The sequence below is a fragment of the Margalitia sp. FSL K6-0131 genome (genome assembly GCF_038008735.1).
GTDB classification, from domain to species: domain Bacteria; phylum Bacillota; class Bacilli; order Bacillales; family Bacillaceae_C; genus Margalitia; species Margalitia shackletonii.
Genome location: NZ_JBBOZS010000001.1, coordinates 4,820,349 through 4,836,835, shown reverse-complemented (window position 1 = coordinate 4,836,835; position 16,487 = coordinate 4,820,349). Strand labels below are relative to the sequence as shown.

Annotated in this window: 17 protein-coding genes; 11 read left to right on the top strand and 6 right to left on the bottom strand. The window is 38.0% G+C overall.

Annotated elements, in window-relative coordinates; all coding sequences use genetic code 11:
- Positions 1 to 49: 49 nt before the first annotated feature.
- Entirely contained in the window at positions 50 to 1,546 is a 1,497-nt protein-coding gene (gene dacB, locus NSQ59_RS23660) for a D-alanyl-D-alanine carboxypeptidase/D-alanyl-D-alanine endopeptidase (protein WP_437177124.1), read from the bottom strand.
- A 233-nt stretch (positions 1,547 to 1,779) separates the two neighbouring features.
- Here dacB and NSQ59_RS23655 point away from each other — a divergent pair, with 233 nt between their 5' ends.
- From NSQ59_RS23655 to NSQ59_RS23640, 4 genes are all read left to right on the top strand, one after another.
- Positions 1,780 to 2,490, top strand: coding sequence for a FadR/GntR family transcriptional regulator (locus tag NSQ59_RS23655; protein WP_055742456.1), 711 nt, complete (start codon positions 1,780 to 1,782; stop codon positions 2,488 to 2,490).
- A gap of 192 nt (positions 2,491 to 2,682) precedes the next feature.
- On the top strand, positions 2,683 to 3,429 hold the full coding sequence (locus tag NSQ59_RS23650; protein WP_055742455.1) for a (Fe-S)-binding protein: 747 nt from the start codon (positions 2,683 to 2,685) through the stop codon (positions 3,427 to 3,429).
- 22 nt (positions 3,430 to 3,451) lie between these two features.
- Positions 3,452 to 4,837, top strand: a complete 1,386-nt coding sequence (locus tag NSQ59_RS23645) for a LutB/LldF family L-lactate oxidation iron-sulfur protein (protein WP_437177127.1) — start codon at positions 3,452 to 3,454, stop codon at positions 4,835 to 4,837.
- 1 nt (position 4,838) lies between these two features.
- A complete protein-coding gene (locus tag NSQ59_RS23640; RefSeq protein WP_055742453.1) occupies positions 4,839 to 5,558 on the top strand; it encodes a LutC/YkgG family protein in 720 nt (239 codons plus the stop codon).
- A gap of 189 nt (positions 5,559 to 5,747) precedes the next feature.
- On the opposite strand, the gene NSQ59_RS23635 is transcribed toward NSQ59_RS23640, so the two are convergent.
- On the bottom strand, positions 5,748 to 6,845 hold the full coding sequence (locus NSQ59_RS23635; protein ID WP_083489552.1) for a helix-turn-helix transcriptional regulator: 1,098 nt from the start codon (positions 6,843 to 6,845) through the stop codon (positions 5,748 to 5,750).
- A 264-nt stretch (positions 6,846 to 7,109) separates the two neighbouring features.
- Between NSQ59_RS23635 and NSQ59_RS23630 the strand changes: the two genes are divergently transcribed.
- Complete coding sequence (locus NSQ59_RS23630) at positions 7,110 to 7,868, top strand: nucleotidyltransferase domain-containing protein (RefSeq protein ID WP_055742452.1); 759 nt, start codon at positions 7,110 to 7,112, stop codon at positions 7,866 to 7,868.
- Positions 7,869 to 8,052: 184 nt separating this feature from the next.
- Positions 8,053 to 8,256, top strand: a complete 204-nt coding sequence (locus NSQ59_RS23625) for a hypothetical protein (RefSeq protein ID WP_055742451.1) — start codon at positions 8,053 to 8,055, stop codon at positions 8,254 to 8,256.
- A gap of 24 nt (positions 8,257 to 8,280) precedes the next feature.
- Here NSQ59_RS23625 and NSQ59_RS23620 read toward each other — a convergent pair whose 3' ends face one another.
- A complete protein-coding gene (locus tag NSQ59_RS23620) occupies positions 8,281 to 8,553 on the bottom strand; it encodes a hypothetical protein (RefSeq protein ID WP_055742450.1) in 273 nt (90 codons plus the stop codon).
- Between the two features lie 277 nt (positions 8,554 to 8,830).
- Between NSQ59_RS23620 and NSQ59_RS23615 the strand changes: the two genes are divergently transcribed.
- The 4 genes from NSQ59_RS23615 to NSQ59_RS23600 all read left to right on the top strand — a co-directional run bounded on the left by NSQ59_RS23615 (position 8,831) and on the right by NSQ59_RS23600 (position 12,068).
- Positions 8,831 to 9,601, top strand: coding sequence for a transporter substrate-binding domain-containing protein (locus tag NSQ59_RS23615; protein ID WP_055742449.1), 771 nt, complete (start codon positions 8,831 to 8,833; stop codon positions 9,599 to 9,601).
- Positions 9,602 to 9,690: 89 nt separating this feature from the next.
- Positions 9,691 to 10,353, top strand: a complete 663-nt coding sequence (locus NSQ59_RS23610) for an amino acid ABC transporter permease (RefSeq protein ID WP_055742525.1) — start codon at positions 9,691 to 9,693, stop codon at positions 10,351 to 10,353.
- 1 nt (position 10,354) lies between these two features.
- Positions 10,355 to 11,077, top strand: coding sequence for an amino acid ABC transporter ATP-binding protein (locus NSQ59_RS23605; RefSeq protein WP_055742448.1), 723 nt, complete (start codon positions 10,355 to 10,357; stop codon positions 11,075 to 11,077).
- Between the two features lie 100 nt (positions 11,078 to 11,177).
- A complete protein-coding gene (locus tag NSQ59_RS23600) occupies positions 11,178 to 12,068 on the top strand; it encodes a CPBP family intramembrane glutamic endopeptidase (protein ID WP_055742447.1) in 891 nt (296 codons plus the stop codon).
- A 741-nt stretch (positions 12,069 to 12,809) separates the two neighbouring features.
- On the opposite strand, the gene NSQ59_RS23595 is transcribed toward NSQ59_RS23600, so the two are convergent.
- The 3 genes from NSQ59_RS23595 to NSQ59_RS23585 all read right to left on the bottom strand — a co-directional run bounded on the left by NSQ59_RS23595 (position 12,810) and on the right by NSQ59_RS23585 (position 15,290).
- Entirely contained in the window at positions 12,810 to 14,168 is a 1,359-nt protein-coding gene (locus tag NSQ59_RS23595) for an IS1182 family transposase (protein ID WP_055742329.1), read from the bottom strand.
- Positions 14,169 to 14,331: 163 nt separating this feature from the next.
- Entirely contained in the window at positions 14,332 to 14,718 is a 387-nt protein-coding gene (locus NSQ59_RS23590; RefSeq protein ID WP_055742445.1) for an iron chaperone, read from the bottom strand.
- Positions 14,719 to 14,795: 77 nt separating this feature from the next.
- A complete protein-coding gene (locus tag NSQ59_RS23585; RefSeq protein WP_055742444.1) occupies positions 14,796 to 15,290 on the bottom strand; it encodes a DinB family protein in 495 nt (164 codons plus the stop codon).
- A 151-nt stretch (positions 15,291 to 15,441) separates the two neighbouring features.
- Between NSQ59_RS23585 and NSQ59_RS23580 the strand changes: the two genes are divergently transcribed.
- Positions 15,442 to 16,107 (top strand): hypothetical protein, encoded by a 666-nt coding sequence (locus tag NSQ59_RS23580; RefSeq protein WP_055742443.1) that lies wholly within the window; start codon positions 15,442 to 15,444, stop codon positions 16,105 to 16,107.
- The last annotated feature ends 380 nt before the right edge of the window (positions 16,108 to 16,487 follow it).

Below are 16,487 nucleotides of genomic sequence, written 5' to 3'. Positions count from 1 at the left end.
ACAAAAAGCGCATAGCCATATTAAGAGACTATCCGCTATTTCTTGAATATTATTGATTGACTAATATTGCACAAATTTTATCCTCTATATCCTTCCCTTTTGACTCATCAGTTAGGTTGTTTAGCAAAATAGAAAATATTAGTTCCTTTCCGCTTGTGGTTTTTAGGTATCCGGATAAGGAAGTAATGGTGGAAAGGGTTCCGGTTTTTGCCTTCACATTTCCTTTTAACGGAGCAGTTTTCATACGATATCTTAGTGAACCGCCAACCATTTTGTCCGTTTCACCAGCAACAGGAAGAGACTGTAAATAAGAGTGGTACCATTTCTGTTTTTGTACTGCATACAGTAAAGAAGAAATTTCGTCCGCAGGTACTAAATCGATATGGGAAATCCCGGATCCGTCCCTTATTACTAGCGAGTTTGTATGCACCCCTAGTTTTGATAATTGCTTTATCATTACCTCAATTCCCTTATCCCAGCTGCCTTCTCCTTTTACCACTTTGCCCATTTCTTTTACAAGCGTTTCGGCATGACCGTTATTGCTTAATTTCATAAAAGGAAAGAGTAATTGTTTTAAAGGGATGGATTTATGTGTAATTAATAATTGTGAGCCATCAGATGTCACTCCTGTTTTGACCTTTCCTTCAACCTTAATTCCATTCTCCGCAAGTGATTGTTTAAACAAATCCAATGCAAAACGGGTAGGTTCCCAGACTGCAATCCATTCCTTTGTTATGCTGGCTTTTACGGGAATAGTTCCTTCAATGGTAACGGTATTGGAGCCATGGTCACGTTTAATTCTAATTTCTTTTCTACTATCCGGTGAAACGGTAACGGCATTGTTGACAATTTTGACATAGCTTGTTTTTGGAGTGACAGCAGTAATTGCTTTAGAACCAATTTCACTGCCGGGTTTTACTTCCACTACCACCGTTCCGGCATCGAAATCCTTGTCGGGTGATGCAGTCAATGCTGAAACCTGTGCCCCATAATAACTCGTTTCATCGCTCCACATGAGATCAGTGGATAATCTTACGTTGTCATACCATGTGTCATCTCCAATAAGGTCGCCTTGAATTGACTTTATACCTTTTTTACGAAGATCCGCAGCCATGGAATCAAAATCCTTTTTCAAAAGAGTGGGGTCTCCCTTTCCTTTTAAAAATAGATTTCCGTGTAACGTGTTCCCTTGTTTTCTTCCATTTGTAAGGATTTCAGTAGTAAACCGGTAGTTTTCGCCTAAAGCGGACAATGCAGCAGCAGCTGTTAGAAGTTTCATATTGGATGCAGGTCGTAAGCGGATACTTCCAAAATGATCATACATGATTTGCCCAGTGGCAGCTGACCGAACACTGACACCGGCAATTGCACCATATAAGTTATGATCCTTATTTAAAAGCTGATCGAGCTGATTGGACAGATCTCCTTTTTCCTCTATCGCATGTGCTTGAACATGAGCGAGAGGAGCCTTAACATGCATATTTGGTGTGAATGCTAAAATAAAGACGAAGATAGTAGTTAAAATTCTATGTATTTTTTTTATCAAAGTATCACCTTCCATTCGATTAGTATGGACAAATTTTGAAACGAAAACTCTACTATTTTATATTCCAAAAAAGGGTGAAACAGAATGAAATGAAGATGGTGAGAGAAAAAATAAATATAAGATACAGCTATTTTTATAAAACTTTTAGCGAATATAGTAAGATAGAGATGTATTCAGTGAAAAGTTTTATGGGAAAATAAAGAATATGGATCGTGCATTTCAGGAGTGAAAAAATGGAATATAAAAAGATACAACCCAAAAAAATATATGAACAAGTCGCAAGTGAGTTAATAGATATGATTCGTGAAGGTAAATTGCAGCCAGGTCAAAAATTAGACTCTGTTCAGCAGCTTGCAGAAAATTTTTCAGTAGGAAGATCCACGATCCGTGAAGCACTTACATCTTTAAGAGCTATGGGGTTAATTGAATTGAGACAGGGGGAAGGTACGTTTGTACGTAAGTTTGAACCTAGCGACATCACCTACCCCATTGATCAGGCACTTTTAATGGATAAGGAAGATATCGTACATCTTCTTGAAGTCAGGAAAATATTAGAGACTGGAGTAGCGATTACAGCGGCACTGCAGCATACAGAAGAAGATTTAGCCAATATGAAAAGTGCTTTATTGGATATGGAAAAGGCGACTGGAAATGAAGAATTAGGGGAACAGGCGGACCTTGACTTTCATATGGCACTTGTTAAAGCGACTCATAATCCGTTATTAATTAGTTTGATGAGCCACGTTTCTGAATTAATGGTAAAAGCGATGGAAGAAACAAGAAGAATCTGGTTATATTCAAAAGTTTCCACACTCGAGACTCTTTATGAACAGCATGCTCGGGTGTTAAAACATATTGAAAAAAGAGAATCGGAGCAAGCCAGAACCGCCATGCTAGACCACTTGAACAGTGTAGAAGAGATGCTTAAGGATTATTTAAAATAGTAATTGGCAATAAAATCCTCACCAAGACGAGTGAGGATTTTATTGTTGGAAAGGTATTTTTATAAAAAAGTAGAATAAGTCTAAAAGTAGGGCGAACAGTAAGGGCCTTTTCAAAATTTTAAATTGGAGTTACAATATTAACAGGTCATCTGATGACCTTATGTTCCCTATACTTTTAAGAAGGTGACAAAGTTGAAAGTAAGTTTATTTATTACATGTCTAGTAGATATGTTTAAAACGGATGTAGGAAAATCGATGGTGGAATTGCTCGAGAGGCTAGGTTGTGAGGTCGATTTTCCAGAAGGGCAAGTATGCTGCGGGCAGCCTTCCTACAATAGCGGCTATGTGGAAGATACGAAACCTGCTATGAAGAAAATGATAACGGCTTTTCAAGATGCTGATTATGTAGTGGCGCCATCTGGTTCTTGTGCCTTTATGTTTAAAGAATACCCTAAGATTTTTGCAGGTGACCCGGAATGGGAGCGGAAAGCGAGAAATCTAGCGGATAAAACATATGAATTCACGCAATTTATTGTGGATGTTTTAAAAATAGAAGATGTTGGAGCTAGATTGGATGGGAAAGCCACTTATCATCCATCCTGCCATATGACAAGGCTGCTTGGTGTGAAAGAAGCACCTATGAAACTTTTAAAAAATGTAAAAGGTTTAGAAATTGAACCACTACCTAATGCACATAATTGTTGTGGTTTTGGCGGAACCTTTTCTGTAAAAATGGGGCCGATTTCTGAGAAGATGGTAGATGAGAAAGTCCAGCATGTAGAGGAGACAGAAGCGGAATATTTAATTGGCGCTGACTGCGGCTGCTTAATGAATATTGGCGGACGTATTGATCGCAAAGGAAAACCGATTAAGGTATTACATATTGCTGAAGTATTAAATAGCGGCCATGGAGGTGAGCATATTGGGCATAAAAATTAGCGAAAAACAATTTAAAAGCCGGATGGATGAAGGGCTTCATGATGGTTTTATGCGCGGTGCCGTTCGTGGAGCTCAAGAACGCTTGCAGCATAACCGGGGCTTAGCTGCAGAACAGCTTGGCAATTGGGAGGATTGGCGAACTCTTGGTGAAGAAATCCGTCAAAACGTACTGGCTAATCTCGATTATTATTTATATCAATTAAGTGAAAATGTCGCAAAACGCGGCGGTCATGTCTTTTTTGCCGAAACAGCTGAAGAAGCGCGCGAATATATTAAAAATGTTGTAGTTAAAAAGAATGCGAAAAAAATAGTCAAATCAAAATCTATGGTAACAGAGGAAATCAGTTTGAACGAGTGCCTGGAAGAGGCAGGTTGTGAAGTAGTGGAAACCGATTTAGGAGAGTACATTCTGCAAATTGATGACCATGATCCGCCATCCCATATTGTTGCACCGGCCTTGCATAAAAACAAGGAGCAGATCCGGGATGTGTTTACAGAAAAGATTGGTTATACCAAAACAGAAAAACCGGAGGAGCTAGCTGCACACGCTAGGGCTATGCTCAGAAAGGAATTTTTATCAGCGGATGTTGGTATAACAGGCTGTAACTTCGCCATTGCGGAAAGTGGATCTATTAGTCTTGTAACCAATGAAGGAAATGCAAGGATGGTGACAACTCTTCCGAAAACGCAAATTACTGTTATGGGTATGGAGAGGATTGTTCCTACCTATGAGGAAATGGAAGTATTGGTAAGTCTTTTAACAAGAAGTGCCGTTGGACAGCGATTGACCAGTTATGTTACGTCCCTAACTGGACCAAGAATAGAAGGGGAAGTAGATGGACCGGAAGAATTTCATCTAGTCATTGTGGACAATGGCAGGGCAGAAATTCTCGGTACGGAATTCCAACCGATTCTACAATGTATCCGTTGTGCCGCGTGTATTAATGTTTGTCCAGTTTATCGCCATATTGGCGGACATTCCTACGGTTCTATCTATCCAGGTCCAATTGGTGCGGTACTTTCACCATTGTTAGGTGGTTATGACGAGTTCAAGGAGCTTCCATATGCTTCATCCTTGTGTGGGGCATGTACAGATGTTTGTCCTGTAAAAATTCCGCTCCATGAGTTGCTTCATAAACATCGACAGATCATTGTGGAACGGGAAGGAAAGGCGCGTGTTTCCGAAAAACTAATGATGAAAGCCTTTGGATTGGGTGCTGCATCCAGTGGTTTTTATGGAGTCGGTTCTAAAATAGCAACAAAGGCAGTGAAGCCATTTGTGAAGGATAATAAAATCACAAAAGGACCAGGCCCGTTAAAGGCGTGGACAGAAATTCGTGATTTCCCTGCTCCGAATAAAGAGCGATTCCGCGACTGGTTCCATAAAAGGAAGGAAGGAGATGACTAACATGATCGGTACCATTCAAAATCGTGATGGATTTTTAAATAAAATTGCTAAAAATCTAGGTAGAGAGCCGAAACCTCATGGAGTAGCTCTGCCTTCTTATTCCAAAAAGCCCCAATACGAAATATTAAAAGGAGCGACCCAGGAAGAATTAGTTCAAGTTTTCAAAGCCCAATGTGTGAACATTCATGTTGATTATTTCGACACGAATGTTGGTGAGTTAGCATCTACATTGGATACCGTAGTGAAGCAATATGGAGGCGGCCCGCTTTCCCTTTGGAAGGATGAGCGTTTTGAACAAGCCGGATTGCATACGCTTATACATGAAGTGTGGCCAAGTAAACAAATGGACGTTCATATTTGGGATCCTACTATGGGAGAAAAAAATATAGACCTTTGCGAGAAAGCGAATGTTGGTATTACTTTTAGTGATATCACGTTAGCCGAATCAGGAACCGTTGTTTTATTCAATGACAAGAACAAGGGGCGGTCCGTGAGCTTGCTTCCTCGTACCTATATTGCCATTATTCCAAAAAGCTCCCTCGTTCCACGGATGACTCAAGCGGCCGTTCAAATTCGTGAAAAAATTCAAAAAGGCGAAGTGATTCCTTCCTGTATCAACTTTATTACAGGACCAAGCAACTCCGCGGATATCGAGATGAACCTAGTCGTTGGTGTTCATGGTCCAGTAAAGGCTGCTTATATATTGGTTGACGACTTGTAAGTGTGGCGGAGGGTCCAATCCCTTGTCCACCTAATTTGGACTGGGGGTATGGTCCTTCTCCGATAGGTGGATCAAATGTCATATCCCTTAATTTGCTGAAGGGTAGGACAAGGAATGATTCCCCACAACTACATTGCAATATATACTATAAAAAAACCGTCAGCATAGACGGTTTTTGCATTATCTTGTTTATTTAACTCTCCCCAATAATTCTTTCACTAAGCCACTCAACGTTTCCCTTCCCAAAAAAGGCGCTAAGCTTGCCAATACATCTGGGTCTATATGATCAATTCCGATTTTTTTCAGCAGTGTTTCGATATTCTCTCTGCCTAAAAAAGGAGCGAGGGCCTTAATCCGTTGTATATCTATTTCACCCTCTTCAACCTGACAAACCAAATCATTTAATCGTTCCTTTCCCACAAACGGAGCAAGTTTTACCAATATATCCGGAGTCATTTTATCAGTACCGACTTTTTCAAGCAACGTTCCGATATTTTCTCTGCCTAAGAAAGGTGCAAGGCTTGTAACCCTATTAATATCTAGCTTTCCATCGACTACCTTATTAACTATTTCATTTAATCGTTCTCTACTTACAAATGGAGCGAGGGCATGAACAAAGCTCCAGCTGATTGTACCATCCACAGCTTTCTCGAGCAGCATATCAACGTATTCTCTGCCAAGGAATGGGGCAATTCTGACAAGATCTTGTATAGACAAAGTATTTCCAATTGTTTTATCCACTAATTTTCTCAGCGAATCTTTACTAAGAAATGGAGCAAATCTTGCAACAATATCCCAATTGATTTCTTCATCGGCCATTTGCTGAACTAATTCATCCAATACTTCCGAACCAACGAATGGTGCCAACTGCATGACTGTTTCTACATTAAAAACTCTTTTATCCAGGCTTTCTGTAACCTTATCTAGAATACTAGATTTTACTAATGGGGCAACATCCACAAATTCCTCTACGCTTATCTCTCCAGAATTGACCATTTCCGCTACTTCTTCCGTTTTCCCGCTGGAAATTTCACTAAACATATCTCCAATATGAAGGTATTTTCGATGTTCTAGCGCTTCTCCTGCGTTCATGATATCGTCGACCGTTATATCAAATATATGGGCAATCATCGGCAGTGTCCCGATATCGGGAAGTGATTCCCCGCGTTCCCATTTTGAAACGGCTTGGTGGCTTACATTTAATTGATCTGCTAACTCTAATTGAGTCATATCCTTGTCTTTGCGAAGTTTAGAAATATATACGCCAATTTTACGTGTATCGAGCATTTTATTCTCCTCCTTAAAATAATACAGTGCGCGCTGTTTAATATGATGGTAACATTTTCATCCCTATCAAACTATCAACAGATAGTTGAATGTTCCGAAAGTTTTCACTCAACTGGCGGTTGAGTGGTGGAATGGGAAGAAGGATCCTTGCTCCACTTAATTGGAAATAGGGACAAATCCCGTTCTATATCAAATTTTAAAAAAAGGAAAATAATCAGAGATACCGAAATATGATAAATAGGAAATGTAAAAGGGGATTCTAATATGTTAAGACAAAATACAGCAGTAGAAAAAATAGTGGAAAGTTTAAAACAGGATAAATCTGTGCAAGCCATTTTTTTAAAGGGTTCTATGGGCAGAAACGAACAGGATGAGCATTCGGACATTGATCTTTATTGTCTTGTTCATAAAGAGCATGAGGAGCAATTTTTATCAAGGCGCTTAAACCATTTACAGGCTTATCGGGAAATTATTTTTTATGATGATATTTTTATCATCGCCCCACAGATCATTGCGGTATTCGATGATATGCTGCACATTGATTTGTTCACAGTGACGAGGGAATCATTTGTTGGGAAGGATTATTTTAAAGTGTTGTACGACCCTAGCCATCTTTTAGATGAATTTAGTGATACTCAGGGATTATCACTCTCAGAAACGGAATATTGTGATGACGTATATGATGTAGCTTGGTTTTTGTTCCAATATAAAAAGATGTTAGCAAGGGGAAATGACATTTGGGAAGTGAGAATGCTGACGAATGTTATGTATCACTTAGGGAGAGTACTTTTGCATAGATATGTGCCTGAACGAGCACAGTTAGGATTAAAGACAATAGAGAAATCACTTCCTTCATCTTTAGTTGCGGAACTTGAACAAATCTTTGAAAACATTACACCAAGCCATCACAAAAAGGCGGCAGCACAGATCCGGAGGCTTGTTAAAAAGGAACTGGATTGGATTAAGCTGAACATATCGAAGGATGATCAGATTATTCCTTTTTTAGAGAAGATGCTTGAGTAAAATAGAATGAGAATTTAATCAGTAAAATAACATACTGATTACCAATACAAACAGTCTTAAAGCAACTTCATCGTTTCTTGTTCCATCTAAAGTTAACGTTTAATAATCTTAAATATGTATACCAACAATGCATAAACAAACCTCCTTGCGAAAACATAATGCTAAACAACAAGGAGGTTTTTTTATGGAGAATAGCAACAATGACGGATTTACAGTCGCCGGAACAAATATTGATGAAGTAAAAAGAAAAAATGCGCAGTCAGGGATGTCTTATAATGAAGTAAAAGAATGGCTGGCCAGGACAACAGGAGGGCGTGGGACAGCGATTTATAGTGATACGGATGTGGAAGAGGTAAAAAGAACAATCAACAATATGAGGAATGATTGAAGCCACCGAATTTTTCAGGTGGCTTTATTTGCGGTTTTTCAAAGGCATTTTCGTAATGACAATAGGGTCCTTCCAATTTGCATTAGGAATTTGCTGTGGTTCTAAGGTACTCGGCATGGATTTAATTGCCTTTATCTCTGGCGGAAGCGGAGCATTTACTGAATCAAGAATAATAAATTTTCGCTTCGATATATTTATCGGTTTTCTTGGATCGTTTCCTTTTGAAGGATGCTCACATCCAATTAAGTTAATGACTATAAGTAAGGTAGACATAGTGAACAGTAAAAGGTTTTTCATAACTGCCTCATTCCTTTTTTGTATTAGTATATGTTGTTTAGACATATAAACTCTAAATTTAGGTGAAAAAGCATTCAATCTTATTTATCACGGTGCCCCTTCTTTCCGGTGATTTGATAACAGATTAATGGAAAAGAATATTTCCCTTTTCAATGAATTGGTATAATACTCTGCCTGTTTCTATAAAGTAGTAATAGTCCGCTATTTTCATAGCGAATGAAAAAATATTAACTTTTTACAGGAGGGGTTTGTTATTTTTAGCAAAAGAATAAGGATATTGGCCGTTATACTGTCAATCGCACTTTTATCAGCATGCGGAACAGGCGGCAAAAACGTAGGAACAAGTGATGGCAAGATGAAGACTTACACAGTGGCGACAGACTCGAATTTCAAACCATTCGAATATAAGAATTCGAAAACCGGTGAAATGGAAGGGTTCGACATTGATTTAATCAAGGAAATTGCCAAAAGGGCTAAATTTAAAGTGAAATTTGAATCCATGCAGTTTGATGGGTTGATTGCGGGGATGAAATCGGGGCGTTATCCAATGGGTATTGCAGGGATCTCCATCACAGACGATCGAAAAAAATCTATTGCATTTTCAGATCCATACTATGATTCGGGCATTGTGTTAATGGTTTCAAATGAAAGCGAGATTCACTCTATTGACGATGTGGATGGAAAGAAGATCGGTACTCGTCAAGGTTCAACAAGCCAAGCATATTTGAAAGACAAAACAAATGCAAAGGTTGAAGCTTTCCCAGAAATCGTTAATGCCTACATGGATGTGAAAACAGGCCGTCTCGACGCTGCCTTTTACGATTTGCCAAATGTTCTTTTCTTTATTAAGCAGCAAGGAAATGGAAAAGTGAAGACAACCGGTGATGTACTAGAGGGACAATCATACGGTATTGCCTTCCCGAAAAACTCTGATTTAGTAGACGATGTAAATGCTGCATTGAAAGAGATTATAGAGGACGGAACCTATGCAAAAATTTACAAAAAATACTTTGGAGTTGAACCATCAGAGAAATGGCGGGGTAAATAAGCAATGGAAGCCTGAAAAATCGAGAAGGCGTAACAATGAAGTCTATGTTACGTTTCTTTCACACAATGTTAGGAGATGAAAGTTTTTTTATGATTGATGCCATACTGAACAGTTATTATATTCAATGTTTGCCGTTCTTATTTCAAGGATTGGTATGGACGCTCATTATTACGATTGGAGGATTAATTCTTGGCTTTATTCTTGGAGCACTGGTTGGAATGGGGAGGCTGTCAAAGAATCGCATTATTCGAGCGATATGTATGGTCTACGTCGAGATCGTGAGAGGTACTCCTATCCTAGCTCAAGTTCTCTTCATCTATTTCGGTCTTACGGAAGAAGTCATCGGGATAAATATTGATAAAATTATTGCCTCCATCATCGCGATTTCCTTTAACGCTGGAGCCTATATTGCCGAAATTGTCCGTGGAGCCATCAAATCGATTGAAAAAGGGCAGCATGAAGCAGGGCGCTCCATCGGTTTATCACAACGGCAGACGATGCGCTACATTATTTGGCCGCAAGCATTTAAACGAATGATTCCTCCGCTTGGGAATCAATTTATTATTAGTTTAAAAGATACCTCGTTGTTTTCCGTAATCGCGGTTGGAGAGCTCCTTTATATGGGACAACAATATTACAATCTTAATTTTGCCACTTTCCAAACACTAATCATGGTATGTGTCCTTTATCTTTGTATCACAATTCCGACTTCTTTATATTTACGTCGGTTAGAAAGGAGACTGGATGTGTAACATGATAACGGTCAAAAACTTGCATAAATCATTTGGTGCGCTCGAAGTTTTAAAAGGAATCAATGTAAATATTAAAGAGAAGGAAGTTGTTTGTGTCATTGGGCCATCTGGATCCGGAAAAAGCACTTTTTTGCGATGTTTGAATTTGTTGGAGGAGATTTCATCTGGTGAGGTAATAATAGATGGGAAAAATTTAACGGATTCAAAGATTGATATAAATGCCATACGTACACAGGTAGGAATGGTGTTTCAGCATTTTAATCTTTTCCCCCATATGACCGTGTTGGAGAATGTCACATTGGGACCTATCAAGGTGAAGGGGATAAGCAAGGTGGATGCAGCTGAAATTGCTCTTCCCATTTTGGAAAAGGTAGGACTTTACGATAAAGCAAAGGTGTATCCGGAAAGTTTATCCGGCGGTCAAAAACAACGGGTTGCCATAGCAAGGTCTCTTGCTATGAATCCAAAAGTGATGCTCTTTGATGAACCAACCTCCGCTCTTGATCCTGAACTGGTCGATGATGTTTTAAAAGTAATGAAGGATCTTGCAAAGGAAGGCATGACAATGGTAGTAGTTACACATGAAATGGGCTTTGCCCGTGAAGTTGGTGACAGGGTTCTTTTTATGGACGAGGGAATTATTATGGAGGAAGGGACTCCGCGTGAAATGTTTGAAAATCCGAAGAACCCAAGAACGCAATCGTTTTTAAGTAAGGTATTGTAAAAGGGGAGATGTATATCTCTTCTTTTTAGTCTTTTTTTCGTATTAGCCTTCCTGTAAAATGATTGGAAAGATAAATATATATTATTAGGGGTATGAAAAAATGGAAGTGAAAAGTAAAGCGCGTTTGATTGCCAGTATCATTTATAAATTAGTTGTTTCTATTGTCCTGATGCTTGTCTTAACTACAATCCTGTCGATTCCGGCTGTCATTTATGTCATTGCGACTTCTGATGCTCCATTAGAATCTATTTCTAACTTTTCATTAGATGATCCTGTAACAGGATTACTATCAGGGGCTGCATCCTTTTGTGGAGTGCTTTTAACGGTTCTGATCATGACTAAGTTTAAGAAACTGGCCATGAAAAATATGGGCTGGACGGATTTTTGGAAGCGGAAAAGAGAGCTTATCTTTGGATTGATATTAGGATTTGCTTCGATTACGGCGGTTTTCCTTATTTTGTTAGCAACTGGACAAATTTATTTTGACCATGTTCACTGGAGTTTTTCGTGGTCCCTCCTTCTAGGGCTGATTACATTTATTTTTGTGGCATTAAATGAAGAATTATTTTTTCGTGGGTACATCATTTCGATTTTAAAACCGACACATTCAAAAATTATTATGTATATTGTTTCTGCCGTTATTTTTAGCTGTGCACATATTCTAAATGATAATGTAAAAATTTTAGGTCTTATTAATATCGTATTGATTGGTCTCCTGTTTGCATATATGTTTTTAAAAACGAACCGATTATGGATGTCAGTCGGCTATCATTTAACCTGGAACTTCTTTCAAGGTAATGTATGGGGATTTCATGTAAGCGGAACGAATACTTCTAGTATTTTGCAGCCAGAAATTCGTGACACAATTTTAACTGGCGGAGGTTTTGGTCCGGAAGCAGGGCTTTTAACAACAATTGTTATCGTAGCAGGATTTTTTGTAACGAAATTCTTTTTGAAAACGGAAAAAGTAGAGTTGGAAGAAGAGATTTAAAATACCAAAGAGGCGGATTGATGCCCGAACTTTAGAATCCCCCGTAAGCAATTGGTCGCTTATGGGGGGATTCATTTTTTATTATGATCATAAATATATTGAAACCCATAAAGAAGAAGAGCACGCGAACAGTTGATGCAAAAGTATTGTGGCTTTTTTAATTTTTCTAAGGTAAATATTTTACACCAATCTACCAGTTTTAGCCCGAGAAGGTTAAATAGCAGATGAAGAATGGCATTAGAAATAATGTACAGCACAAATTTCCCATATGTCATTTTTAATATCCAAAGACTCATAACAAGATAGGGTCCAAGGTTAAAAAAATTCATACTATCAAATGGTGGAATCCCTTTATAAAACCTCCACCATCTTTTCTTTTCACCAAAAGTATCAATTATTTTCGTAAAAGTACATATAAAAATGGCGGCAGGGAGATGTCTTTTTAATGCGTTTTTGCCTAGAAAGGGTACGGTTAACCAAGGAAGGATTAGAACTGCAAGGTAAAATAACTTTGTGGGCTTCATGCAATCACCTCAAGGGTTAGAATATGCTATTTGGGAAGAGTTTATCCATTGGGATAGGAGTGTTTTTGGAGAAGACATAAAAAGCTCAGATTTAGATATCTGAGCTTCAGATTGTAGACAAAAGGGGTTCGGAATGGTCACATTCCGAACCCCTTTTGATTTTGTTCTTACTTTTTTACCTTTTTGGGTGTATGCTGACCTCTCTCATCCTCATCTACTAGGCCATTTCCGGACCTTTCCATATCCAGTTGGCCATTTTCTTCAAATTCATGGCAGCGAAAGTAAGCATCGCCTGCATCGACAATTTTTTAAGTCCCCTTAACGTTGTCCAACGCATACCATGCTTTTCTTTTGCGTCTGCAAATACACGCTCAATCGTTTCTTTGCGTTTCGCATATATCGTTTTTACCTCTTTGTGATGACGAAGATGATCTGCTTCCTCAAGGTACTCTTGCCAAATATGACGAGTCACTACTTTTTGATGATCCTTACTCTCCGTACATTGCGATAAAAATGGACAATTAGCGCAAATATGCTTAGAAGATTTGTATTCACGATACCCTTCTTTTGTCGTGGTAGAGTAATTCAATATCTCCCCTGATGGGCATATGTAACAATCATAGTATTCATCATATACGTACTCGTGTTTTCGGAAGAAACCTTCTTTTGTACGTGGTCTTGTATAAGGTAAAGCAGGTGTCATTTCGTTTTCGATTAAGTATTTCGTGATGGCCGGTGTTTTATAAGCTGCATCTGCCGCAACGGCATCGGGCTTTCCTACAATATCCATTACTTGTTCTACTAATGGTTCTAGGATTACGCTATCGTGGGTATTTCCTGGTGTCACCATATTTCCTAAAACAAATCCTTTGCGGTCAGAAGCTGCATGAAAAGAATAGGCGAACTGTTTAGTCCGTTCGTCTTTCACATAGTAACCACTCTCAGGATCTGTGGTACTTTCTTTTATTTCTTTTGTATCTTCTTTTTCAAATTTATCTGGTGGAAATGGCTTTTTTCCATGATCTTCCCGGTCTTGATTGATTTCTTCTTGGAGCTGTTCTTGATAGGCACGTGTTTCTTTTCGGACCACCTTTTTTTCGAATTTACGTTTATTCGCACTCGCTTTTACATGAGTGGAGTCGATAAAAACATGTTCTGCACTTATCAAATTCTTTTCCGCTGCTGTTTTTAGAATTCGATAGAAAATCTGTTCAAACAAATCGGTATCTTTAAAACGACGCTCATAGTTTTTTCCAAAGGTAGAGAAATGAGGGACTCTATCATAGAAACCATAACCAAGAAACCAGCGATAGGCCATATTCGTTTTTAATTCTTCAATCGTTTGACGCATCGAACGAATGCCAAATGTATATTGAATAAAGGTAAGTTTAATCAAGATCACGGGATCAATACTTGGGCGTCCAACTGCGGAATATGTTTCTTCCACTAAATCATAAATGAAAGAGAAATCAATCGCTGCCTCCATTTTTCGGACTAAATGATTTTCGGGAACCAACTGGTCTAAAGCGATCATTTCTACTTGATCACGTTGAATGGAATTATGTTTTGAAAGCATCTTCATCACCCCAAGTATTATTTCTATTTATATTTTAAAACAAAAAAGACTGTAGGCAAGCTCGATCTTCATCGAGTTTGTCTACAGTCTGAAGCTCAGATTTAGATATCTGAGCTTTTTATTATTTTTTTTATTTACTAAGCCTAGTTACATTATTAAAAAGTTATTTCTTGTCCACTAATTTTTCTTGTGCTTTCTTCATATTCTCAGCAACCCTAAATTTAACTATCCTACTAATCAATTCATATGGAAGTGGCTTCGATAAAGGAAAATGAATCGAACCTTTTGTTCTCTTATATTCTGATAGTTCTTGTTTAAAAGCATTCATTCCACTTGAAGTTGGATAAAACCCTATATGATTTTTCCACACAGCAAAATGTACTAGGTTCCCGTAAAACGAAAAGGTTGGCATTTGGTAGCTTATCTTTTCATCGGCTTCAGGTGCAGCCTCTTTTATAACTAATCGTAATTTTTTTAGTGTCTTCTGAATCTCAAGAGGAAATTGTAAGATGTATTCATCAATTGTTTTAAATGTTTTTTTATCTTCCATATTTTCTCCTTGTCAAAAACAGATAAATTTTAGAGACTTATTTTAACCTATACCTTATTAAATAGTCCTTCCCCTTTTTAGTCAAACAGTCCCCTTCTGATTAGATTAGCTGTAATAGGTTTTCGTCCTAGTTCACGGGACCACACAGATAACTGACCAATATGATGTATTTCGTGAGCAATAACATGACGCATTGCTTCTCCATACTTGAAAATTTCTAATTCTCCATCTGAATTAGTTTCTGAAAAGAATAGATTCTCCATATCAGGTTCCCAAGCCAATACAAAAGCTTTTACTTCCTCATGATATGATTTTGATAGTTCTCTGACTTTCTCCAATGTAGCCCATGACTCAAATGGTTCACTACATTCCTGTTTTTTCGGTATTTTTCCTTTCATATCGCAAATCCAACTGTATTCCACATCCACAATGTGAAAAAGTGTTTTTAGGATTCCTCCAACTCCTCCAACTCCTCCAGTTCTTACCTTCAGCAATTCATCTTTTGGTACATCCTCACACCAAGAAAACCACTCATTACGAACTTGCCAGTTATATTGAAACATTGTTTTCATCAATTATCCCACCTTAATTTAGCTACTATTATAATTAATTCGGGATACAAGCAATGTATACCTCTTTTAAGAAACACGGGGATGTATATTGCTCCTGACCAAAAGGTAAATTAACTATGAGGTGTTTATTATTCGATGCAGAATAGTGTTTTTGCTTTTTCTTATCAGTGGAATAAGTAGTAATCAAGTTTTAATTAACGCAGAATCTAAAACGATTGTTGCAAAATCCGAAGAGGCAAAGGTTGTTTTATATGCTGTTAAAAGTGATGGAATGTACAGAAATTTTGAAATGAAGATAAATAAAGGGATGAGGTTCTTCCCCTTTTGGTTGAATGTTACGAATCCAACGTATGCACCGGAGATTTTATACAAAGACATAAACCGGGATGGCATTAAGGATTTAATTATTGTTTTAACAAGAGGTTATGGGACAGGTGCCCGAGATTCTGAGGTTCATGTGTTTCATAAAATTCGCACCAATATAGGTGAAGTTGATAAAGAAAATCTGGTAGACAATCCAACCGCCATTATTTTAAAAAACGTAAAAACAAGTCTTTCCAAGCATCAAGCCATAGTGAGAATCGGCAACCGGAAAACAATTATTAATATTGATTCATTGCATATTCCGCAAGAGCACTTATTCAGTGATATAGCATTGGGAAATATTAAGCACTATGATGTTATCAACGATCATTTGGTGGCGTCCGTTAGTGCACAAATTTCTCCTACTACGTTTATTGGCATGTTAGAAATTACATACGAATTTAAAGATAAGATGTATCAGGCAAAGAAAATAGAGTTTAAACGAGTGAAATAGTATAAGGGCTTCGAGAATTTATACTTTTTAAAATCAAAATGTGGAGAATGTGAATGCTACTGTACCAAGCTCATTTATGCAGGAAAAAGCTTTGAAACAAAAACAGCTTGCAACGGTACCAATAGAAGTATTTTGGAAGTAAGGCGCATAACTTGATAAAGCGGTCAACAGTTCCGTTATTTGTGACAAAATGGAGTATTTTCTTAGTTTTGCGGACAGAGAATCCCTTATTTACCGAAAAAACATGGTTTTCCTTGTGGTTTTTAGTAAATAACGGAACCAGTGTCCGCATAACTCTTAAATTAGGGTCATTTTATGTGAATAGCGGATTCTCTGTCCGCTAACTACAAACATGGGAATGAACCTACAGTTTCTAGAGT

Bases quoted from the DNA above. Each gene is read 5' to 3' on its own strand.
- NSQ59_RS23655 (WP_055742456.1), top strand. From the start codon at position 1,780: ATGGAATATAAAAAGATACAACCCAAAAAAATATATGAACAAGTCGCA.
- NSQ59_RS23645 (WP_437177127.1), top strand. From the start codon at position 3,452: ATGGATGAAGGGCTTCATGATGGTTTTATGCGCGGTGCCGTTCGTGGA.
- NSQ59_RS23640 (WP_055742453.1), top strand. From the start codon at position 4,839: ATGATCGGTACCATTCAAAATCGTGATGGATTTTTAAATAAAATTGCT.
- NSQ59_RS23635 (WP_083489552.1), bottom strand. From the start codon at position 6,845: ATGCTCGATACACGTAAAATTGGCGTATATATTTCTAAACTTCGCAAA.
- NSQ59_RS23630 (WP_055742452.1), top strand. From the start codon at position 7,110: ATGTTAAGACAAAATACAGCAGTAGAAAAAATAGTGGAAAGTTTAAAA.
- NSQ59_RS23625 (WP_055742451.1), top strand. From the start codon at position 8,053: ATGGAGAATAGCAACAATGACGGATTTACAGTCGCCGGAACAAATATT.
- NSQ59_RS23620 (WP_055742450.1), bottom strand. From the start codon at position 8,553: ATGAAAAACCTTTTACTGTTCACTATGTCTACCTTACTTATAGTCATT.
- NSQ59_RS23610 (WP_055742525.1), top strand. From the start codon at position 9,691: ATGATTGATGCCATACTGAACAGTTATTATATTCAATGTTTGCCGTTC.
- NSQ59_RS23605 (WP_055742448.1), top strand. From the start codon at position 10,355: ATGATAACGGTCAAAAACTTGCATAAATCATTTGGTGCGCTCGAAGTT.
- NSQ59_RS23600 (WP_055742447.1), top strand. From the start codon at position 11,178: ATGGAAGTGAAAAGTAAAGCGCGTTTGATTGCCAGTATCATTTATAAA.
- NSQ59_RS23595 (WP_055742329.1), bottom strand. From the start codon at position 14,168: ATGCTTTCAAAACATAATTCCATTCAACGTGATCAAGTAGAAATGATC.
- NSQ59_RS23590 (WP_055742445.1), bottom strand. From the start codon at position 14,718: ATGGAAGATAAAAAAACATTTAAAACAATTGATGAATACATCTTACAA.
- NSQ59_RS23585 (WP_055742444.1), bottom strand. From the start codon at position 15,290: ATGAAAACAATGTTTCAATATAACTGGCAAGTTCGTAATGAGTGGTTT.